Origin of the sequence: Arthrobacter sp. ok909 (assembly GCF_900104405.1) — a bacterium.
GTDB lineage: Bacteria > Actinomycetota > Actinomycetes > Actinomycetales > Micrococcaceae > Arthrobacter > Arthrobacter humicola.
On sequence record NZ_FNJS01000003.1, the window covers coordinates 99,673 to 119,976 of the forward strand.

17 protein-coding genes are annotated in these 20,304 nt (G+C 66.7%); 12 read left to right on the forward strand and 5 right to left on the reverse strand.

Annotated features, from left to right (window positions below):
• Positions 1-161 precede the first annotated feature (161 nt).
• From pdhA to BLR03_RS03890, 3 genes are read left to right on the forward strand one after another with little or no spacing between them, the layout of a single operon-like run.
• The gene (gene pdhA, locus BLR03_RS03880) at positions 162-1,310 is read left to right on the forward strand and encodes a pyruvate dehydrogenase (acetyl-transferring) E1 component subunit alpha (protein WP_254788156.1); all 1,149 of its coding nucleotides are present in this window, start codon (positions 162-164) and stop codon (positions 1,308-1,310) included.
• Entirely contained in the window at positions 1,310-2,320 is a 1,011-nt protein-coding gene (locus BLR03_RS03885) for an alpha-ketoacid dehydrogenase subunit beta (protein WP_091249668.1), read from the forward strand. The genes pdhA and BLR03_RS03885 overlap by 1 nt, the downstream gene beginning before the upstream one ends.
• The gene (locus BLR03_RS03890) at positions 2,317-3,729 is read left to right on the forward strand and encodes a dihydrolipoamide acetyltransferase family protein (protein WP_091249670.1); all 1,413 of its coding nucleotides are present in this window, start codon (positions 2,317-2,319) and stop codon (positions 3,727-3,729) included. The genes BLR03_RS03885 and BLR03_RS03890 overlap by 4 nt, the downstream gene beginning before the upstream one ends.
• Before the next feature lie 268 nt (positions 3,730-3,997).
• Here BLR03_RS03890 and BLR03_RS03895 read toward each other — a convergent pair whose 3' ends face one another.
• Positions 3,998-4,669 (reverse strand): SACE_7040 family transcriptional regulator, encoded by a 672-nt coding sequence (locus BLR03_RS03895; protein WP_091249672.1) that lies wholly within the window; start codon positions 4,667-4,669, stop codon positions 3,998-4,000.
• Between the two features lie 149 nt (positions 4,670-4,818).
• On the opposite strand from BLR03_RS03895, the gene BLR03_RS03900 reads away from it, so the two are divergent.
• The 7 genes from BLR03_RS03900 to BLR03_RS03930 all read left to right on the forward strand — a co-directional run bounded on the left by BLR03_RS03900 (position 4,819) and on the right by BLR03_RS03930 (position 12,847).
• Positions 4,819-6,426, forward strand: coding sequence for a carboxyl transferase domain-containing protein (locus BLR03_RS03900; RefSeq protein WP_091249675.1), 1,608 nt, complete (start codon positions 4,819-4,821; stop codon positions 6,424-6,426).
• Positions 6,427-6,433: 7 nt separating this feature from the next.
• On the forward strand, positions 6,434-8,611 hold the full coding sequence (locus BLR03_RS03905) for an acetyl/propionyl/methylcrotonyl-CoA carboxylase subunit alpha (protein ID WP_091249678.1): 2,178 nt from the start codon (positions 6,434-6,436) through the stop codon (positions 8,609-8,611).
• Positions 8,612-8,674: 63 nt separating this feature from the next.
• On the forward strand, positions 8,675-9,838 hold the full coding sequence (locus BLR03_RS03910) for an acyl-CoA dehydrogenase family protein (RefSeq protein WP_091249679.1): 1,164 nt from the start codon (positions 8,675-8,677) through the stop codon (positions 9,836-9,838).
• A 39-nt stretch (positions 9,839-9,877) separates the two neighbouring features.
• The gene (locus BLR03_RS03915; RefSeq protein ID WP_091249682.1) at positions 9,878-10,678 is read left to right on the forward strand and encodes a CoA transferase subunit A; all 801 of its coding nucleotides are present in this window, start codon (positions 9,878-9,880) and stop codon (positions 10,676-10,678) included.
• 2 nt (positions 10,679-10,680) lie between these two features.
• Positions 10,681-11,442, forward strand: coding sequence for a CoA transferase subunit B (locus BLR03_RS03920; RefSeq protein WP_091249683.1), 762 nt, complete (start codon positions 10,681-10,683; stop codon positions 11,440-11,442).
• Positions 11,439-12,011 carry a MaoC family dehydratase gene (locus BLR03_RS03925; protein WP_091249686.1) on the forward strand — a complete coding sequence of 191 codons (573 nt, stop codon included), beginning with the start codon at positions 11,439-11,441 and terminating at the stop codon, positions 12,009-12,011. Before BLR03_RS03920 ends, BLR03_RS03925 begins: the two co-directional genes overlap by 4 nt.
• Positions 12,008-12,847, forward strand: coding sequence for an HpcH/HpaI aldolase/citrate lyase family protein (locus BLR03_RS03930; protein ID WP_091249689.1), 840 nt, complete (start codon positions 12,008-12,010; stop codon positions 12,845-12,847). The genes BLR03_RS03925 and BLR03_RS03930 overlap by 4 nt, the downstream gene beginning before the upstream one ends.
• Positions 12,848-13,036: 189 nt before the next feature.
• Here the strand turns inward: BLR03_RS03930 and BLR03_RS03935 are convergent, their stop codons facing one another.
• The 3 genes from BLR03_RS03935 to BLR03_RS03945 all read right to left on the reverse strand — a co-directional run bounded on the left by BLR03_RS03935 (position 13,037) and on the right by BLR03_RS03945 (position 15,949).
• The gene (locus tag BLR03_RS03935; protein WP_217639735.1) at positions 13,037-14,140 is read right to left on the reverse strand and encodes an ABC transporter substrate-binding protein; all 1,104 of its coding nucleotides are present in this window, start codon (positions 14,138-14,140) and stop codon (positions 13,037-13,039) included.
• A gap of 76 nt (positions 14,141-14,216) precedes the next feature.
• Entirely contained in the window at positions 14,217-15,095 is an 879-nt protein-coding gene (locus BLR03_RS03940; protein ID WP_091249692.1) for an ABC transporter permease, read from the reverse strand.
• Positions 15,092-15,949 carry an ABC transporter ATP-binding protein gene (locus BLR03_RS03945; protein ID WP_091249694.1) on the reverse strand — a complete coding sequence of 286 codons (858 nt, stop codon included), beginning with the start codon at positions 15,947-15,949 and terminating at the stop codon, positions 15,092-15,094. Before BLR03_RS03945 ends, BLR03_RS03940 begins: the two co-directional genes overlap by 4 nt.
• Before the next feature lie 339 nt (positions 15,950-16,288).
• On the opposite strand from BLR03_RS03945, the gene BLR03_RS03950 reads away from it, so the two are divergent.
• Both BLR03_RS03950 and BLR03_RS03955 read left to right on the forward strand, forming a co-directional pair.
• Positions 16,289-17,944, forward strand: a complete 1,656-nt coding sequence (locus BLR03_RS03950) for an ATP-binding protein (RefSeq protein WP_091249697.1) — start codon at positions 16,289-16,291, stop codon at positions 17,942-17,944.
• A complete protein-coding gene (locus BLR03_RS03955) occupies positions 17,919-18,590 on the forward strand; it encodes a response regulator (RefSeq protein ID WP_217639736.1) in 672 nt (223 codons plus the stop codon). The genes BLR03_RS03950 and BLR03_RS03955 overlap by 26 nt, the downstream gene beginning before the upstream one ends.
• A gap of 117 nt (positions 18,591-18,707) precedes the next feature.
• Here BLR03_RS03955 and BLR03_RS03960 read toward each other — a convergent pair whose 3' ends face one another.
• On the reverse strand, positions 18,708-20,186 hold the full coding sequence (locus BLR03_RS03960) for a lipase maturation factor family protein (RefSeq protein WP_091250022.1): 1,479 nt from the start codon (positions 20,184-20,186) through the stop codon (positions 18,708-18,710).
• Between the last annotated feature and the right edge of the window lie 118 nt (positions 20,187-20,304).

The following is a 20,304-nucleotide window of genomic DNA, read 5'->3' on the forward strand; positions in this document are numbered from 1 at the left end:
TGGTTGTACCCGATGAGCATTGTGAGTAGGGTCACAATTATCCGGGGCAACGGCGCCCGGGCGGCTGGCGCGCCGCGGGATCACGAGTCCTGCGAGCTCCGGTCAGACGACGTCAGAAGGTGCGGACAACTGTGTTTACCGACGACGCGGGCAAGGGCGGCATTTCCGCCGGGGGCCCCGGAAACAGTGAAGATACAACGAGGCGGACGGGCGGCGATCTCGTCCAGCTCATCACTCCCGAGGGTGAGCGCATCAGCCATCCCGAGTTTGATTCCTGGCTCCAGGATGTCAGCGACGAGCAACTTGGCTCGCTCTATGAGGACATGGTGGTCATCCGCCGGATCGATGCCGAGGCCACCGCGCTCCAGCGGCAGGGCGAGCTCGCCCTGTGGCCGCCGCTCCTCGGCCAGGAAGCATCCCAAATCGGCTCGGCCCGCGCACTCCGCGAGGACGACTTTGTCTTCCCCAGCTACCGCGACAACGGGGTGGCCTACTGCCGCGGAGTGAAAGTGGAAGACCTCGTCCGTGCCTGGCGGGGCAACGCCTCCGCCGGCTGGGACCCGTTCACGGTCAACGTGGCCACGCAGCAGATCATCATCGGCGCGCAGAGCCTGCACGCCACCGGCTATGCCATGGGCATCCAGAACGACGGCGCCGACTGCGTCGCGGTGGCCTACTTCGGCGACGGCGCCACGAGCGAGGGCGACGTCAATGAGGCGATGGTCTTCGCCGCGAGCTTCCAGGCGCCCGTCGTCTTCTTCTGCCAGAACAACCACTGGGCGATCTCGGAACCGGTCCGGGTGCAGTCCCACATCCAGCTTGCGGACAGGGCTTCCGGCTTCGGCATCCCCAGCATGCGGGTGGACGGAAACGATGTTCTCGCCGTCATGGCGGCCACCCGCATCGCCCTGGACCGTGCGCGGCACGGCGGCGGCCCCACCTTCATTGAGGCCGTCACCTACCGGATGGGCCCGCACACGACGGCGGATGATCCCACCCGCTACCGGGACGCCAACGAGCTCGAAGACTGGGCCGCGAAGGACCCGATCAGCCGGCTGAAGTCGCTGCTGGACCGCAAGGGACTGCTGACCGCGGACCTCGAGGCCGCCGTCGCCGCCAAGGCCGACGCCGTGGCGGCGGAACTCCGTTACGGCACCATCAACATGCCCGAGCCGGCGCCGCTGGATATCTTCAAGCACGTCTACAGCACGCCCAACTCCTGGCTGGACCGCCAGCAGGACCACTACTCCCGCTACCTGGCTTCCTTCGGCGATCCCGCAGAAGCCGCTTCTGAAGAAGGTGCACGCTGATGCCGCAGATGACCTTTGCCCGAGCCATCAATTCGGGCCTGCGCAAGTCCCTCGAAAACGACCCAAAGGTCATCCTGATGGGGGAGGACATCGGCGCACTCGGCGGCGTCTTCCGCGTCACCGACGGCCTGCAGAAAGACTTTGGCAAGCATCGCGTCGTGGACACGCCGCTCGCGGAGTCCGGCATCATCGGCACCGCCGTCGGCCTGGCCTACCGCGGCTACCGGCCGGTGGTGGAGATCCAGTTCGACGGGTTCATCTACCCCGCGTTCGACCAGATCGTCAGCCAGGTCGCCAAGATGCACTACCGCACCCAGGGTGCGGTCAAGATGCCCATCACCATCCGCGTCCCCTTCGGCGGCGGCATCGGCTCCCCGGAGCACCACTCCGAATCGCCCGAGGCCTACTTCACGCACACCTCGGGGCTGCGCGTCATCAGCGTCTCCAACCCGCAGGACGCGTACACGATGATCCAGCAGGCCATCGCCTCGGATGACCCGGTGCTGTACTTCGAGCCCAAGCGCCGGTACCACGACAAGGGCGAGGTGGACGAGTCGATCGACCTGAACACTGCGCTGTCCATGGAAAAGGCCCGCGTGGTCACCGAGGGCAAGGATGTCACCCTCGTGGCGTACGGCCCGCTGGTCAAGACCGCCCGCGATGCCGCCCTGGCGGCCGCCGACGAAGGCATCTCGGTCGAGGTCATCGACCTCCGCTCGCTGGCCCCGCTGGACTTCGCCACCCTGGAGGCCTCGGTCCGCAAGACCGGCCGGATTGTCATCACGCACGAGGCCGCCCAGTCCGGCGGGCTTGGCGCCGAAGTTGCTGCGAGCATCACCGAGCGCTGCTTCTACCATCTTGAGGCCGCCCCCGTCCGGGTCACCGGCTTCGACGTCCCGTACCCGTACTCGAAGCTGGAAATGCACCATCTGCCGGGCCTTGACAGGATTCTCGACGGCGTCGACCGGGCCCTGGGCCGCCCCAACTCCCTCAGCGGGCTGGAAGGATGAGCGCCACCATGATTAAGGAATTCAGGCTCCCGGACCTCGGCGAAGGACTGACCGAATCCGAAATCGTCGCCTGGAAGGTCGCGGTCGGGGACACCGTCACGCTCAACCAGATCATCGCCGAGGTGGAGACGGCCAAGGCCGTCGTCGAACTGCCCTCCCCGTTCGCCGGAGTGGTCGCGGCCCTCCACGAACAGCCAGGTAGCGTGGTCGAGGTCGGCAAACCGATCGTCTCCTTCGAGATTGAGGGCGACGACGGCGGCTCCGGTTCCGACACGCGGACCGCCAAGCGCGAGCCGAACCTCGTCGGCTACGGCGCCGTCCTGGAAACCTCCGGACGGCCCGCCCGCCGCGCCCGCACCTTCACGGCCCCGGCAGCTGCCTCCGCGGTGGCGTCGGCAGAGCCGGTGGCACCCGTCCGGGCAGCCGAGCCGGTGGTGCCAGTCCGGGTTGCTGAGCCGGTTGAATCCAAGCTTGTCGAAACCAGGCTGGCCGAGCGTCCGCGGTCCACGCCGCCGGTCCGCAAGCTGGCCAAAGATCTCGGCGTCGACCTCGAGGCCGTCACCGGCACGGGGGAGCGCGGGCTCATCACCCGCGAGGATGTCCGGAACTTCGTCGGCGGCGGGGATCTGCCCGCAGCCGCCCAGGAATTGGCCGGCGCGGCGCAGCCAGTTGGGGCGCAGGCCGCCGGGCTCACTCAGGCCCCGGGCGAGCGGGAGACCCGCACCCCGATCAAGGGCGTGCGGAAGTTCACGGCCGCCGCCATGGTGGCCAGCGCCTTCACCGCACCGCATGTCACGGAGTTCCTGACCGTTGACGTCACCCCCACGATGGAGCTGCTGGCACGGCTCAAGGCCAGCCGCGCATTCGCCGGGTACAAGCTCACCCCGCTGACACTGGTGTCCAAGGCCGTGCTGATCGCGCTGCGGAACCACCCGACGCTCAACGCCCGGTGGGATGAGGCCAACCAGGAAATCGTCCAGTTCAACTACGTGAACCTGGGCATCGCGGCCGCCACCCCGCGGGGCCTGACGGTCCCGAACATCAAGGACGCCGACCGGATGTCCCTCCTGGACCTCTCCACGGCGCTGACCGAGCTGACCGAGACGGCCAGGGCCGGCAAGACCAGCACCGAAGCCCTCTCCGGCGGCACGATCTCCATCACGAACATCGGTGTCTTCGGCATCGACGCCGGCACGCCCATCTTGAACCCGGGCGAGGCCGCCATCCTGGCCCTCGGCGCGGTCCGGAAGATGCCGTGGGAGTACCAGGACGAGGTCGCCCTGCGACAGGTCATGACGCTCAGCCTCTCCTTCGACCACCGCCTGGTCGACGGCGAACAGGGCTCGCGCTTCCTCCAGGACCTCGGCACCATGCTGGCCGATCCGGGCATGGTCCTCGCGATGGTCTAAGCACCGCCGAGCCCCCGGCGCGCTCCGGAACACCATTGCCGGCTGTCCTTGCGGGCGGCAGGGACTTGGTTCTGGCGGGTTGTCTCCGTCCGGGGGCACTTTGGGCGCAAGGTTCGACGTCGGCGCCATAGTTGACGGCGTGTCTGCGTCAAAGTGCCCCCGGAGCGCGGGCTCGGGCGTGACGGATGTCCTGGACAAGGTAGTGCCCAGGAATGCGCCCGGGGGTGGTGGATGCCCTGAATAAGGTGGGTGCCTGTGAGGGAGGTGGTCAGCCGCGCGGCTCGGGGACGGCCGGTGCCAGGAGCGCTGCCAGCGCCATGCTTTCCAGTAGCGGCCTGGCGCGCCGGACCCCCATCCGCCGTCCCGAACTCCGCACCGAGTGCGGGGTGGAGTTGATCAGGCCGAAGGTGGCATGCGCCCGCATCCGCAGCTCGGCTGCCTCCGTGCCCTCGTGCAGCCCGGCCAGAACGTCCACCCAGAGTTCGACGTAGTTGCGCTGGAGCGTGCGGACCTCGTCCTGGTCCTCGCCGGCAAGGTTGCTGAAGTCCTGGTCCTGGACCCGGATGACGTCGGGATTACTCAGGGCAAAGTCCACATGGAACGCCACGAGGCCGCCCAGCGCCGCCAGGGCGCCGTCAGAGTCGCTAACCACGCGGCGGCCGCCGTCGAGCAGGTCCTGGCTGACGCTCAGCAGCAGCGCGCCGAGGACCGCCTGTTTGCCGGCGAAATGACGGTAGACCGCAGGACCGCTGACCCCGGCCGCGGCGCCCAGGTCCTCAAGGGAGACGCGGTTGAACCCTTCGATGGCGAACAGTGTGGCGGCGGCCGACAAGAGGGCCTGACGTCGGTTCGCCTTGGCCTGGCTCCGCTGTGTTGAAGGGGCTGGGGTGGAGGGGGCGTGAGCCGGCGGCGTCTGGGTGGTCTGGCTGGGCTCGGTCACCGGCGCATCCCCTCGTTGCAGATGGTTCCTGTGTTGGACATCACAGTTAATAGAGACTAACCTAAATTTCAGTTATGCGGCACTAACCGAAACAGTCGGACGGCTTCAGAAGCCGGCCCGGCACGCAGGTCAGGGAACGGAAGCAGTCAATGGAGACAATCGCCAGCCAGGTGGATGCCACGAGCGCCGCCTTCGCCGCGAACCGCGAGGCCCAGCTGGGGCTGGCCCGCGAGCTGAAGGAACGCCTCGCCACGGCCGCGCTGGGCGGTCCGGTAAAGTCCCGGGAACGCCATGTTGCCCGCGGCAAGCTGCTGCCGCGGGAGCGCATTGACCGGCTGCTCGATGACGGCAGCCCGTTCCTGGAGATTGCCCCGCTCGCGGCCAACGGCATGTACAACGACGACTCTCCGGGCGCCGGTGTGATTGCCGGGATCGGCCTGGTCCACGGCCGGCAGGTCCTGGTCATTTCGAACGACGCCACGGTCAAGGGCGGCACCTATTACCCGATGACGGTGAAGAAGCACCTCCGGGCGCAGGAAATCGCGCTCGAGAACCGCCTGCCGTGCATCTACCTCGTGGATTCCGGGGGCGCGTTCCTGCCCAAGCAGGACGAGGTCTTCCCGGACAAGGAGCACTTCGGCCGGATCTTCTTCAACCAGGCGAAAATGTCCGCGGCGAAGATCCCGCAGATCGCCTCGGTGATGGGCTCCTGCACCGCAGGGGGCGCGTATGTGCCGGCGATGAGTGACGAGACGGTGATCGTCCGGAACCAGGGCACGATCTTCCTGGGCGGGCCGCCGCTGGTGAAGGCGGCCATCGGTGAGATCGTCACGGCGGAGGAGCTCGGCGGCGGGGACGTCCACTCGAAGATTTCCGGGGTCACCGACCATCTCGCCGAAAACGATGAGCATGCCCTGCAGATCGTCCGCGACATTGTCTCCACCCTGCCGCGGCCGGCCGGACCGGTCTGGGACGTCGACACCGCCGTCGAACCCCTGGCCGACCCGGAGGAGCTCTACGGCGCGGTCCCCACGGACGTCAACGCCCAGTACGACGTCCGCGAGGTCATCGCCCGGCTCGTGGACGGCAGCCGGTTCCACGAGTTCAAGAAGAACTACGGCACCACCCTGGTCACGGGCTTCGCGAAGCTGCACGGCCACCCGGTGGGGATCGTGGCGAACAACGGCGTGCTGTTCAGCGAATCCTCGCTCAAGGGCGCCCACTTCATCGAACTCTGTGACCAGCGCGGCATCCCGCTGCTCTTCCTGCAGAACCTCTCCGGCTTTATGGTCGGCAAGGACTACGAGCAGGGCGGCATCGCCAAGAACGGCGCGAAGATGGTCACCGCCGTCGCGACCGCCCGGGTCCCGAAGCTCACCGTGGTGATCGGCGGGTCCTTCGGCGCCGGGAATTACTCGATGTGCGGCCGGGCCTACTCGCCGCGGTTCCTCTGGATGTGGCCGGCGTCGCGGATCTCGGTGATGGGCGGCAACCAGGCCTCCAGCGTGCTCGCCACGGTGAAGCGGGACCAGTACGAGGCCCGCGGCGAGGAGTGGTCCGCCGCGGACGAGGAAGCGTTCAAGGCCCCGATCAAGCAGCAGTACGAGGACCAGGGCAGCCCCTACTACTCCACGGCCCGCCTCTGGGACGACGGCGTGATCGACCCCGCGGACACCCGCACCGTCCTGGGACTGGCGCTCGACGTCGTCTCCCGCACCCCGCTGCCGGAGACCTCCTTCGGCCTGTTCCGGATGTGAGCCAGCAATGACCACTACTTCTACATCGCCCAAGCCCCGGGCCCTCAAACCCCTGTTCGGCACCGTGCTGGTCGCGAACCGCGGCGAGATCGCCTGCCGTGTGATCCGGACCCTGCGCGCCCTGGGCATCCGTTCGGTGGCGGTCTATTCCGACGCCGACGCAGGCGCCCGCCACGTGCGGGAGGCCGACGTCGCGGTCAGGATCGGCCCGGCCGCCGCGACCGAGAGCTACCTGAAAATCGAGGCCATCGTCCAGGCCTGCCGGGACACCGGCGCCGAGGCCGTGCATCCGGGCTACGGCTTCCTGAGCGAGAACGTCGACTTCGCCCGCGCCCTCGAAGCAGCAGGCATCACGTTCATCGGCCCCGGCGTCGAATCCCTTAACGTCATGGGCGACAAGATCCGCTCCAAAAACCACGTCACCGGCTACGGCGTCCCGGTGGTCCCGGGCATCGCCGAACCCGGCATGAGCGACGCGCAGCTCGTCGAGGCCGCGGCCGGAGTCGGCTTCCCGCTGCTGATCAAGCCCTCCGCCGGCGGCGGCGGCAAGGGCATGCACATCGTGGAACGGCCCGAGGACCTCGAAGCCACCCTCGCGACCGCCCGGCGGGTCGCGGCCAGTGCCTTCGGCGATGACACCCTCTTCCTGGAACGGCTCGTCACCACCCCGCGGCACATCGAGGTCCAGGTCCTCGCGGACAACCACGGCAACGTCATCCACCTGGGGGAGCGCGAGTGCTCCCTGCAGCGCCGCCACCAGAAGGTCATCGAGGAGGCGCCCTCGCCGTTGCTGGAGTCCCTGCCCGATGGCGTGGACATCCGGGCCCGTCTCGGCGAGGCCGCCTGCCAGGCCGCGCGCAGCGTCAACTACTCCGGTGCCGGCACGGTCGAGTTCCTGGTCTCGGACAACGCCCCGGACGAGTTCTTCTTCATGGAGATGAACACCCGGCTGCAGGTCGAACACCCTGTCACCGAGATGGTCACCGGCATCGACCTCGTGGAATGGCAGGTCCGCATCGCCGCCGGCGAGGAACTCACAGTGACCCAGGACCAGGTAGTCCTCACCGGCCACTCCGTCGAAGCACGCGTCTATGCGGAAATCCCGGAAAAGAACTTCCTGCCCTCCGGCGGGCGGGTCGTGCTTCTGGACGAACTGCCCGCTGACTCGGCAGGTTCAGCAGGCAGCGTCCGGGTGGATTCGGCACTGATCGAAGGCCTGGAAATCTCCTCCAGCTACGACCCCATGATCTCCAAAGTCATCGCGTGGGGAGAGAACCGGGCCGCTGCCCTCGACACCCTCGACGAGGCGCTGGCCGGGTACACCGCGCTGGGGATCGATACCAACGTTGAATACCTGCGGTTGCTGATCAACGACGCCGATGTCCGCGCCGGCCGGCTCGATACCGGCCTGATCGAACGCAGGATGCCGGAGTTCAACTTCCGCCATGCGGGCGACTTCGAGGTGGCTGCCGCTGCCATTTACGTCGCTTCTCTGCAGGAACATGATGCCCAAGCCGCGGGGAAAGGCCCGTGGGACCTCGGCGACGGGTGGAGGCTTGGCGCCCGCGCCCCACGGCGGATCAGCCTGGGAACGCCCGACGGCGGTGTCGCCACGGTAGAGGTGTTCGGCGCGGTGGGGCAGGGCACGGCTAGGGTGAGCATCGACGGCGGGGCGCAGCGCACGGCATCACTTAGTTTTCCCGCCCAGGACCACGCAGAGTTGGTTCTCGGCGGCGAAGCCCTGGTCTACTCGCTTGCGGCGGTGTCTACCGGACCCCTTCGGGACAATGCGACGCCCGCGGAGCTCTTCCTCGGCAACGAGGGCTGGTCCTGCCGCCTCGAAGTACTCACCCGCGAAGCGCGGCTGGCCCGCGTGCTGGCAGCGATCGAACGCGAAGAAGGCGCCGCGGACCCCGCAGTGCGCTCACCGATGCCCGGGACCGTAGTGTCCGTGTCCGTTAGCAACGGCGACACCGTGGAGGCCGGCCAGGTGCTGCTCGCGGTGGAGGCCATGAAGATGGAACACCAGCTCGTGGCGCCCCTGGACGGCACCGTCCACATCAGCGTCGGATCCGGCGACCTCGTGAAGGCAGACCAGGTGCTCGCTACCATCCACCCGCCCGAATTCTCCAGAGCCGAGGACACCATCGAGGAAGCCGTCATCGCGATGGGCGCGGCGGAATAGACGCCACAGCTTCAACACCAGGCCACAGTTTTTAGACAGCAACACAGATAAAGGAGTCACCCCATGGCTAGTTTTGACCTCAGCGAGGACTACCAGGTCCTTAGCGACACCGTGCGCGAATTTGCCGACGAAGTGGTGGCCCCGGTGTCCGCCAAGCACGACGAAGAACACAGCTTCCCCTACGAAGTGGTCTCCCAGATGGCCGACATGGGCCTGTTCGGCCTGCCGTTCCCCGAGGAGTTCGGCGGCATGGGCGGGGACTACTTCGCCCTGGCCCTGGCCCTGGAACAGCTCGGCCGCGTGGACCAGTCCGTCGCCATCACCCTGGAGGCCGGGGTGTCCCTCGGCGCCATGCCGATCCACCGCTTCGGCAACGCCGCCCAAAAGGAGGAGTGGCTGCCGCTGCTGGCCTCCGGAAAGGCGCTCGCCGGCTTCGGCCTGACCGAGCCCGAGGCCGGGTCCGACGCCGGCGGCACGAAGACCACCGCGAAGTTGGGCGGCGGTGAATGGGTCATCAACGGCAACAAGGAGTTCATCACCAACTCCGGCACGGACATCACCAAGCTCGTCACCGTCACGGCTGTCACCGGCCAGGATGAGCGCCCGGACGGCAGCATCAAGAAGGAAATCTCCACCATCCTGGTGCCCACCAACACCCCGGGTTTCAAGGCGGAGAAGGCCTATAACAAAGTCGGCTGGAACGCCTCGGACACCCACCCGCTGACGCTCGACAACGTCCACGTCCCCGAGGCCAACCTGCTCGGCACCCGGGGCCGCGGCTACGCGAACTTCCTGTCCATCCTGGACGAGGGCCGGATCGCGATCGCCGCGCTGGCCGTGGGCGCGGCCCAGGGCTGCGTGGACCAGTCCGTGAAATACGCCAAGGAACGCAGCGCGTTCGGGCAGAACATCGGCAAGTACCAGGCCATCGCGTTCAAGATCGCCCGGATGGAAGCACGGGCCCACACGGCCCGCCTGGCCTACTACGACGCGGCCGCCAGGATGCTCGCCGGCAAGCCGTTCAAGACGCAGGCGGCCATCGCTAAGATGGTCGCAGGCGAGGCAGCCATGGACAACGCGCGGGACGCCACCCAGGTGTTCGGCGGCTATGGCTTCATCAACGAATTCACCGTGGCACGCCACTACCGCGACTCCAAGATCCTCGAAGTCGGCGAGGGCACCACGGAGGTCCAGCTGATGCTGATCGCCCGCGAACTGGGTCTCTGACCCGCCCGCTGGCCGCAACCGTCGAGGGAAGGATCACTGATGATCAACAAAGTTGTTGCCAGCGCTGCCGAGGCCGTCGCGGACATCCACGACGGCGCCTCGCTCGCCGTCGGCGGTTTCGGGCTGTGCGGCATTCCGGTCGCCCTGATCGAGGCCCTGCACCGGGGCGGCGCCACGAACCTGGAGACCGTCAGCAACAACTGCGGCGTGGACGACTGGGGCCTTGGGATCCTGCTCAAAGACGGCCGGATCCGGCGCACCATCAGTTCCTACGTGGGGGAGAACAAGGAGTTCGCCCGGCAATACCTCGCCGGCGAACTGGAGGTGGTCCTCACCCCGCAGGGAACCCTGGCCGAAAAACTGCGCGCCGGCGGCGCCGGCATCCCCGCCTTCTACACGCCGGCCGGCGTCGGAACGCAGGTGTCCGACGGCGGGCTGCCGCAGAAGTACGACGCCGGGGGCAACGTCGCGATCGCCTCAGCGGCGAAGGAAGTCCGCAGCTTCAACGGCACGGACTACGTGCTGGAGGAATCGCTGACCCCCGACTTCGGACTCGTGCACGCCTGGAAAGGTGATCGGCACGGCAACCTCGTCTTCCACGCCACCGCCATGAACTTCAACCCGCTGTGCGCGATGGCCGGGAGGATAACGATCGCCGAGGTCGAGGAACTCGTGGAACCGGGGAAGCTGGACCCGGAGCACGTCCACGTCCCGGGAATCTTCGTCCAGCGCGTGGTGCTGGCCCCGCACGGCGAAAAGCGCATTGAAAAGCGGACGGTGGCAGTGGCCGCCGGCGCCTCCGGCGCAACAAAACAGTTACCAGAGCAGGCAGGAGCATAGTCGTGGAAACGAACAACGCCCAGGGCGCCCCGCCCCGTCCCGAAGCCGTCCGCCACGAATACCGGCCCGCAGCCGTCGAGCATCCTGCCGGTGTTGAGAGCAAGGGCTGGACCCGCAATGAACTGGCCGCCCGGGTGGCGCAGGAACTGCGCAACGGGCAGTACGTCAACCTCGGCATCGGGATGCCGACTCTGATCCCGAACTACATCCCGGCCGGAGTCGAGGTGGTGCTGCACTCCGAGAACGGCATCCTCGGCGTCGGGCCGTACCCGGCGGACGAGCAGGTCGATCCGGACCTGATCAACGCCGGCAAGGAAACCGTCACGGTCAACAAGGGCGCCGCGTTCTTCGATTCCGCCGCCTCCTTCGGCATGATCCGGGGCGGCCACGTCGACGTCGCCGTACTCGGTGCCATGGAAGTCGCCGCGAACGGCGACCTCGCCAACTGGATGATCCCCGGAAAAATGGTCAAAGGCATGGGCGGCGCCATGGACCTCGTGTTCGGTGCCAAAAAAGTGATCGTGATGATGGATCACGTGGACCGCAACGGCAAGCCGAAAATCGTGGACGCCTGCACGCTACCGCTGACCGGCAAAGGCTGCGTGGACCGGATCATCACCGACCTCGCCGTGATCGACGTCGTGACCGACGGCGGGCAGTCCCGGCTGGTGCTGCGCGAACTGGCGCCGAACGTGTCCGTGGAGGACGTCGTGGCGGCCACCGGAGCCGAACTCTTCGAGGAAGACCAGGAACTGACCGTATGAGTGACACCGGCACGACATCGCCAGGCACTGGCACAAGCACGGGCACCGGCAGCCCCCGGGTGATTGAACAGCGCGGCCTCTATTTCGACGAGCTGGAAGAGGGCGTGGTCTACGCCCACCGGCCCGGCCGGACCGTCACCGAGACGGATAACGTCCTCTTCACCACCATGACGATGAACACCCAGGCCCTGCACCTCGACGCGGCCTGGAGCGCCGGGCAGCCGTTCGGCCAGCGGCTCATGAATTCGATGTTCACCCTGGCCACCGTCGTGGGCCAGTCCGTGCCCCAGCTGACCCAGGGCACCATCATCGCCCAGCTCGGCCTGACGGACGTGTCCTTTCCCCGCCCGCTTTACCACGGGGACACCCTGTATACGGAGACGGTAGTCACCGCGAAAAGGCTGTCCGCGTCCCGTCCCGGCCAGGGCATCGTGACGATGCAGCACACCGGGCGCAACCAGCACGGCGACGTGGTGGCCCTCGCCGCTCGCAGCTGCCTGATGTGGACACGCGAGGCCCACGCAGCTGCCGAGCTGGAAGCGGCGCAAAAGGGGACAATAGAGACATGAGTTTCCTGATGGGTCCCGCCCTGCTGTTCTGCCCCGCCGACCGCCCCGAGCGGTACCAAAAAGCCGCCGAGCGCGCCGACACCGTGATCGTGGACCTCGAGGACGCCGTCGCCCCCGCCGACAAACAGCGGGCCCGCGGCGCCATCCTCGCCCAGCTCGGCGCCGCCGGCGACGTTCCGGAACTGGATCCGAGCCGCACCATCATCCGGGTCAACCCCGCCGGCACGGACGAGTTCGAAAAAGACATGCACTGCCTCAAGCACACGCCCTACCGGCACATCATGCTGGCCAAGGCCGAGAACGCCGCACAGCTGAAGGAACTCGAGGGCTACGGCGTCATCGCCCTCTGCGAGACGGCCGTCGGCGTCCTCAACGCCGCCGCCATCGCCGCCGAACCCAACGTGGTGGCCCTCATGTGGGGTGCGGAAGACCTGCTGGCGTCGCTCGGCGGGACCTCCAGCAGAACGGAGAACGGTGATTACCGGGCCGTCGCGCTGCATGCCCGCTCCAGCGTGCTCCTGGCCGCCGGCGCTTTCGGCAAGGACGCGATCGACGCCGTTTACGTCAACATCCCGGACCTCGCCGGGCTCGCGCTCGAGGCCCGCGACGCCGTGGCCTCGGGGTTCTCCTCCAAGGCCTGCATCCACCCTGACCAGGTGGCCGTCGTCCGGGAAGCCTACGCCCCAACCGAGGCCGAGGTCGCGGCGGCCGCCGAGCTGCTCGACGCTGCCGCCGCCGCAGGCACGGGAGTCTTCCAGTTCAAGGGCAGGATGATCGACGGGCCCATCCTCAAGCACGCCGAGTCCACCCTCCGCCGGGCAGGGCGCACAGTCTAGGAACTCCCGCAACGACGTGGCGGGTGCGCCTGGGGACGGTTCCCAGTTTCCTTGGTCCGGCTGCCGCTGCTTTTCTGCGGGCGTAGCCGGAGGGTCGACCGGCCTGTGTGGCGTACCACACAGGCCGGCCGAGAGTCGTCATTTGCTCGGTGGCGTCGAGACGCCGATAACTTCTATGTGGGGATTAGGTCAGCCGTTGTCGCCGGCGGCCGTGGTGGTGGGGGTGTAGCCTTCCAGTTTGTTCGCAGCGAGAGCGTACTTGTTGGTGAACGTGTTGGAGATGGTGACCTTGGAAGTGTCGACGCCGATCGTCTTTTCCATCTCGAAGATCACCTTGGGGCCGCCCGCCGGCATGATGCCGTCAGGCAGGAACTGACCCTTGTCCTGATTCAGGGCGGACACGTACTGGTCCTTGCTGATGGTGTTGTTCTGGACGTAGGAAGCCGGCAGCTTGTCGGCAATTTCCGCGGCCGAGTGGCTGTTGATCCATTGCATGGTGGCCACCAGCGCGTTGACAACCTTCTGCGCCGCGTCCTCGTGAGTCTTGACCCAGTCGGCCTGCGCCAGGAGGCCCGCGGCTGGCGCCTCCCCGCCGAGGGCGGCCTTGGCGCCGTCGGCGGTGGCCAGGTCGACGGCGGTGTATGCGAGGTTCTTGCTCTCGAGTGCGCCCACGGTCGGCTGCGTGGTCATGACGCAGTCGGCGGAGCCGCGCTGGATGGCCGCGATGGCCGTGGCTCCGGCGCCGACGGCAATCGTGTGGTAGTCATTCTTCGAGAGACCGGCCTTCGAGGCGATGAACTGGGTCAGCTCATCGGTTCCCGAACCGAGGTCGGTGACGCCCACGGTCTTGCCTTTGAGGTCGGCTGCCGAGTGGATGCCGCTGTTGGTCGCGCACATCAATCGTTCGCCCGGCGCGCCGGAGAGCTGCACGAGGTTGATCACGTTTTTGCCCTTGGACTGGAAGTCAACGGTATGGATATACCAGGCGCCGGTCATGTCCACCTGGCCGGACGCCATCGCGTCTTCCGCGCCAACGCCGCCCTGCTGCTCGGTCGAGAGCTCGACATTCACTCCGTACTTCTTGTAATAGCCCAGCTGTTCGGCGAGCTGGTAGGGCAGATAGATCTGTTTGTCGATGCCGCCGACCATCAACTTGACGGTGGGCGTATCGGCCGAGCTTGCTGTGGAACCTCCGGCGGCGGCGTTGCCGCTTCCGGAGTTGCCGCCGCAGGCGGCGAGGCTGAGCGCGATCGCTCCGGCGGCGGCGACGGCGTAGATTTTGTGCTTCATCATTGGGGCACGTTTCCTTTTGTTGTCCGTGGGATGGTGGCGGTTTTTGTCAATAGGGTGGAATGAGTGACGGGGATTTTCAGATGGCCTGGGCTTCGGAACGGTTCGGTGGCCGCCATTTGAGCAGCTTGTGCTCGAGCACGGTGATAAGGGCTTCGGCGCCGAGCGTGACCGCGGCGATGATCACCATGCAGGCGAAGACCGTGTCGGGGTCGAAGGTCCCCTGTGCCTGGCTGATGATCAAGCCGATTCCCTTTTGGGCGCCAAGTACTTCGGCGACGAGCGCGCCGATGATCGCAAAACCGAACGCGGTGTGCAGGCTCGCGATGATCCATGTCATCGCCGAGGGGATCGTCACGTGTACAGCGACCTGGAGCGGCGAGGCACCCAGCACGCGCACGTTCCCGACCAGGTTCTGATCCACCTCACGGACGCCCTGGAACGCGTTGAAGAAGACGACGAAGAAGACCAGGACCGCCGCGAGCAGCACCTTCGGGAAGGTTCCAAGGCCGAACGCGACGATGAAGATGGAGCCGAGCACGATTCGGGGGATTGAATTCACTATCCGGATGTACGGGCCGACGACGGCTGAGAGGTACTTGTTCGAGCCCAGCAGGATCCCGAGGACGACGCCGACCAGCGTGCCGAGCAGGAAGCCCATGAACGCCTCCTGGACCGTGATCCCGAGGTTCTCCCAGATGGTGCCGAAGGCCGTGCCCTGAGTGAAGAGATTGACCAGGCTGTTCCAGATTCCGGAGGGCTGGCCGAAGAAGAACTTGTCGACCCATCCCTCTTCCGTGAACCACTGCCAGCCGCCGATCACGACCACCGCGAGGGCGATACGGCCGATCCAGATCCATGTGGTGCGGCGGTTCATGGTACGCCGGGCGGAGCCGTGATTCTCGATCGCTTGTTTGTCTGAGACAGCACCGCGATGGGTTGCCGTTGTCGTCGTCATGCCGCTGCACCTGCCGATTGCTTGTAGGCCCGGGTGACCTCGTCTTTCAGGGATTCCCAGATCCGGCCCTGCAGCTCCAGAAAGCGCTCCTCGTGGCGGATCTGTTGGACATCACCGCGCGGCCTGGGCAGATCGATGTCGAAAACATCCTTGATTGTGCCGGGGCTGCTGGTCATGATGACTACCTTGTCGGCGAGGACCACTGCCTCGTCGAGGTCGTGCGTGATGAACAGGACAGAGGGGCGCAGTTCCTCCCAGAGCGTCAGCAGTTCGTTTTGCATGATGGCCTTGGTTTGCACGTCGAGTGCGCCGAACGGCTCGTCCATCAACAGGATCCGGGGGTTGTTGATCAGCGCCGCCGCCATGGCGACGCGCTTTCGCATGCCCCCGGACAACTGGTGCGGATAGCGGTCCTCGAAGCCGGCCAGACCCACGCGGCGCAGCCAGTCCCTGGCGAGCACGGTGGCTTCGCGTTTGGGCGTGCCGAGCAGGACCGGGCCGATCAACACGTTGCCGAGGACCGTCTTCCAAGGGAAGAGCGCGTCCGCCTGGAACATGTAGCTGACACCCTTGGTGATGCCGTCGACGATCTGATCGTGGACGCTCACCGAGCCGGCGCTTGGCCGTTCCAGGCCGGAGACCTGGGCCAGCGTCGTGGACTTGCCGCAGCCCGTCGGTCCGACGATCGCGCAGAACTGGCCGGGTTCGACCCTAAGCGTCACGTCAGTGATGGCAGTGAATGTCTCGCCCTTGGGCGTGAGGTAACGCTTGGTCAACCCGACGATGTCGATGCCTGCCGCGTCCTCTGCTCCCTCGGGGGCCGCGGGCGGCCGGTTGGGATGTTTAGCATCCATAACGCTAAGACCTCTCTGTCTTTCGATTCTTGTGACCGCTCGTTACGGGACACGCCGCCGTGGTGTGTCAGGTACGTCGGCTTCCAGTAGCCTGTGGGGGCCGTAATGCCAGTTCCGGTGGCGTGCGACTGCTTCTTTGGAGTTCTGACACCCTTGTCACCGTCGCCCTTTCTCGGGAATCCCTCACGTCCGTGATGTGGATCACGGGAACTATGGCAAGCTTAGGAAGTGCTTGTTCGTGCCAGAAGTCTTCAGTAAGTTGTGCGCTTTAGCCGCAAAAGTGCACGTTTTGTGCGTTTTCTGTAAGAGCGTAGATCCCCGGCCAGGGTGCGGATTCCCATGAGCCGCGCGTCAGTGGCACAGCGACTCCGGGCCGACGGCCATTCCTCGACCTTGACCGCCCAGATCCTCCGGTCATCCCTCCTGTTGCTGCTGCTCACCGTCGTCCTGGGCGGGGTTCTGTTCACGCTGATCAGCAATCAGACCCTGGACCGGCAGTACCAACTGCGTGCCCTGGGGATTGCGAGCACCACCGCGCAGATGCCCGAGATCCGCTCCGCCATGGCAGCCGGGGATCCCACGCACATCATCGACGGGCTCGCCCATGAGATCACCTCCGCCGCGCAGTCCGCCTACGTTGTAGTTACAGACCGCAACGGCACCCGGTTCTCACACCCGAACCCCGCACTGATCGGCCACAAACTGGAGGAACCCGTCGCCGTGCTGGACGGCAAAACACACTTGGGGTTCGACCCAGGCAGCCTGGGCATGTCGGCCAACGCCAAGGCCCCGATCTTCGGGGCGGACGGCTCGGTCATCGGCCAGGTGTCGGTAGGCATTGAGGAAGCCAAGGTCCTGGACAACCAGATCCAGAACATCTGGCTGATCACCGGGTTCTCGGCCCTGGTCCTGGCCCTGGGAATCGGCGGTTCGCTGTTGCTCTCCCGCAGGATCAAGCGTGTCACCTTCAACCTCGAACCAGCCGAGATCGCCTCCCTGTTGCAAGAGCGAGAGGCGCTGCTGCACGGGATCCGGGAGGCCGTAGTCGGGCTTGACGACGACGGGAGGGTGACGGTGATCAACGGGGAAGCCCGCCGGCTGCTCCAGATAGATGAGCCCGCGCTGGGAAAACCGGTTGCTGAGCTGATTCCGGACGGGCGGCTCCAGGACCTGCTCACCGGCAAGCTGTCCGGCGACGACCAGGTGGCGCTGACAAAGGACGCGCTGCTGGTGGTCAACCGCATGCCCGTCTCGACCTCTGGGCGGAGCATCGGTTCCGTCGTCACCCTGCGGGATCGCACCGAGATCGAGGCCCTGGTCCGGGACCTGCACTCCACCCAGGGTCTGATGGAGGCAATGCGCGCACTGGAGCACGAATACGCCAACCGGCTGCACGTCGTCGACGGCCTTCTGGAGATGGGGGAAGTGGAGCAGGCCAAAAGCTACGTCTCGCAACTATCCACCATGTCCAGGTCGCTCGGCGAAAGGCTGCGCGCACGAATTGCGCCGCCGGAACTGGCAGCACTGCTGCTGGCCAAGATCACCGTTGCCGCCGAACAGGACGTGCACATCGAGGTGACCGCCGAGTCCCGGCTGGAGCATCCCCAAGTTGACCAGTCGGAACTGCTGACCATCGTCGGCAACCTCCTGGACAACGCCGTGGACGCGCTGGCCAACACGCCCCGGCCGCGCACGGTGACGGTGGAGTTTGATGACGCCGACGGAGTTTTCATCGCCGTGCGTGACAACGGCCCCGGCGTCCCGGCAGATAAGATCGACAACGTGCTGGTGGACGGCTATTCCACCAAGGACCCGCGGCCCGGCATGCGGCGTGGAATCGGGCTGGCCCTGGTCAGGAGGATTGTGCACCGGGCCGGAGGAACCCTCGACGTGTTCCCGGGGCCAGGCGGCCATTTTGAGGTGTGGCTGCCGGCAGACCCGCTCATTGCGGAAAAGGACAGGAGGGCAGATGCTGATCAAGACATTAGTGGTTGACGACGATTTCAGGGTCGCCGGAATCCACGCTGCCGGCGTGGCCAAGGTTGACGGTTTCGAATGCGTGGGCCAGGTGTATAGTGCCGCAGCCGCGCGGGAAGCAATCGCCCGCCTGCACCCGGACCTGCTCCTGCTGGACGTGCACCTTCCGGATGAGGATGGGCTCTCTCTGCTGCGGTCCCTGCAGGTGGCCGGAACCCAGGTTGATTGCATCGTCATCACCGCCGCCCAGGACCTGGCCACCGTCAAGTCAGCCATGAGCAGCGGCGCAGTCTATTACCTCGTCAAGCCCTTCAGCTTTGACCGCCTCCGCACGCAGCTGGAGGCGTACCAGAAGTGGCGGCAAGAGCTGGAATCCGCATCAACCGCGAACCAGGCAACCATTGACAGCCTCTACAAGGCCCGCTCGGCCGGGGTCCGGCCCGCCGCCCCCGCCCCCCGCCTGCAGCCCACCATGCAAAAAGCGCTCGACGCCGTCCGCGCCGCCGGCGGTCCCATCAGCGCTGCCGAGATTTCCACCCAGCTCGGGATCAGCCGCCCGACGGCCCAGCGGTACCTCAGCGCACTGGAACGCAAGGGCCTCCTCACCCTGGACCTCACGTACGGGGGCACCGGCCGGCCGCTGAACACCTACACTGTGCCGTAGCCGAACGGTGCACCACCTCCACTGTTCTAGCCGACGTCAACCTGCGCTGCGGCACCACGGGGAGGCCCGAACACCGCTACAGCCTCCGGGCACCATAGCGCCTTGAGCGGGCAGGCTTCAGCGCCCCGGCGGCAGAGACAGCGGCGGAATCGACTCCTGCAGCGGGATCCGGATCCAGCGCTGGCCCGACTCCCGGAACTCCGCCCGGGTGGAGAAGCGGTACAGGTAGCTGCGGACCCGCACCCAGCGGGGCCGTTCGCCGTCGAACGGATCCATCCGCAGCAGGCGCAGCGTGGGGCGGTCGGCCTCCAGCAGCTTGGCCAGGAACGCGTAGAACCACCTCTCGTGCACGGTACGCAGCGGCAGGAACCACATCAGCCAGTCGAGGCGGAGGTGATAGGGCGCCCACTGGCGCGGGATCCGCCGGACATCCCCGGGCTTGCCGCGGAAGCCATACTCCCGCCACTCCGCAGTGTCGTCAGGCTCCGCGGCGAGGGTGCCTTCCACCGCGATTTCAATCCGCTGCTTCGTGACTGTGCCGAAGGCGCCGTAGGCGTTCACGAGCTGCCAGCGGTTGAAGGCGGCGTTCATCAGCTGGTAATGGGAGAGCAGGTTCTGGATCGGGCGGTAGCTGAGCACGAGCAGCAGGACGGTGCCAAAGAGCACCACCACCAGCCACGCGACCGGCGCCTGGCTGCCGGCGCCGGCGGGAGCGCCGGCTCCCCAGGCCTCCGAGTGCCAGTCGAGCGGAATCGCCGGGATCACGGCATGCGCCACCGGATCGCTGACCGCGGCGAAGGCGAGCAGGATCGCCATCCAGTTGAGCCAGGCGAAGTTCCCGCTCGCCACCAGCCAGAGCTGGGTGAAGACAATGATGCCCGCGGCCACGCTGGCCAGCGGCTGAGGGGCAAAGAGGAAGAACGGCACCACCAGCTGGGCGAAATGGTTGCCCAGGACCTCCAGCCGGTGCCACGCCTTGGGCAGCAGGTGCGCCTGCCGGCTGAGCGGGCCGGGCATCGGCTGGGTCTCGTGGTGGTAGTACAGGGCAGTCAGATCCCGCCACTCCCGCCCGCCCCGGATCTTGATCATGCCGGCACCGAACTCAAGACGGAACACCAGCCAGGCCAGCAGGATCAGGATGGTCCTGGGCGGGGGAGTCTGGTCGGAGCCGAGGAACGCCACGGTAAACCCGGCCTCGAGCAGCAGCATCTCCCAGCCGAAGCCATAGAACGTTTGCCCCACGTTGACTATCGACATGTACAACAGCCACAGCGCCAGGAACGCCAGCAGGGGAACCCAGGGCGGGCCAAGCTGCGGCAACCCGAAGACAAGCGTGGCGGCAATCGCCATCCCGCTCCAGCACACCGTGCGCAGCAACCGGTCCGAGTAACGCCAGCTAAACAGGGTGGGCCTGCGCAGCCGGCTGGAACCTGCCAGGAAATCGGGGACCGGCAACAGCCCGCGCTCGCCGAGGAGTGCCGGGAACTGGTTGAGTGAGGAAAGGAACGCCACGAAGTACAGGATGGCGACGCCGCGCTGCAATACCTGCCGGGCGAACTCGTACTCCGGCGCGTCCAGCCAGGCCGTCCACTCCACGATCCCCACGTTACGCCTGCGGTTCCCGGCGTCAACGTGCTGTCGCAGACAGAACCATGCGGCCGCAGGCAGAGCCAGGCGGGCGCCGGGTGCGCACTTCGCGGCAGCGCTGCGCGCC

Excerpts from the sequence above, each read along its gene's own strand:
- BLR03_RS03885 (WP_091249668.1), top strand. The coding sequence starts at position 1,310 with ATGCCGCAGATGACCTTTGCCCGAGCCATCAATTCGGGCCTGCGCAAG.
- BLR03_RS03890 (WP_091249670.1), top strand. The coding sequence starts at position 2,317 with ATGAGCGCCACCATGATTAAGGAATTCAGGCTCCCGGACCTCGGCGAA.
- BLR03_RS03900 (WP_091249675.1), top strand. The coding sequence starts at position 4,819 with ATGGAGACAATCGCCAGCCAGGTGGATGCCACGAGCGCCGCCTTCGCC.
- BLR03_RS03905 (WP_091249678.1), top strand. The coding sequence starts at position 6,434 with ATGACCACTACTTCTACATCGCCCAAGCCCCGGGCCCTCAAACCCCTG.
- BLR03_RS03910 (WP_091249679.1), top strand. The coding sequence starts at position 8,675 with ATGGCTAGTTTTGACCTCAGCGAGGACTACCAGGTCCTTAGCGACACC.
- BLR03_RS03915 (WP_091249682.1), top strand. The coding sequence starts at position 9,878 with ATGATCAACAAAGTTGTTGCCAGCGCTGCCGAGGCCGTCGCGGACATC.
- BLR03_RS03925 (WP_091249686.1), top strand. The coding sequence starts at position 11,439 with ATGAGTGACACCGGCACGACATCGCCAGGCACTGGCACAAGCACGGGC.
- BLR03_RS03930 (WP_091249689.1), top strand. The coding sequence starts at position 12,008 with ATGAGTTTCCTGATGGGTCCCGCCCTGCTGTTCTGCCCCGCCGACCGC.
- BLR03_RS03935 (WP_217639735.1), bottom strand. The coding sequence starts at position 14,140 with ATGATGAAGCACAAAATCTACGCCGTCGCCGCCGCCGGAGCGATCGCG.
- BLR03_RS03940 (WP_091249692.1), bottom strand. The coding sequence starts at position 15,095 with ATGACGACGACAACGGCAACCCATCGCGGTGCTGTCTCAGACAAACAA.
- BLR03_RS03945 (WP_091249694.1), bottom strand. The coding sequence starts at position 15,949 with ATGGATGCTAAACATCCCAACCGGCCGCCCGCGGCCCCCGAGGGAGCA.
- BLR03_RS03950 (WP_091249697.1), top strand. The coding sequence starts at position 16,289 with ATGAGCCGCGCGTCAGTGGCACAGCGACTCCGGGCCGACGGCCATTCC.
- BLR03_RS03955 (WP_217639736.1), top strand. The coding sequence starts at position 17,919 with ATGCTGATCAAGACATTAGTGGTTGACGACGATTTCAGGGTCGCCGGA.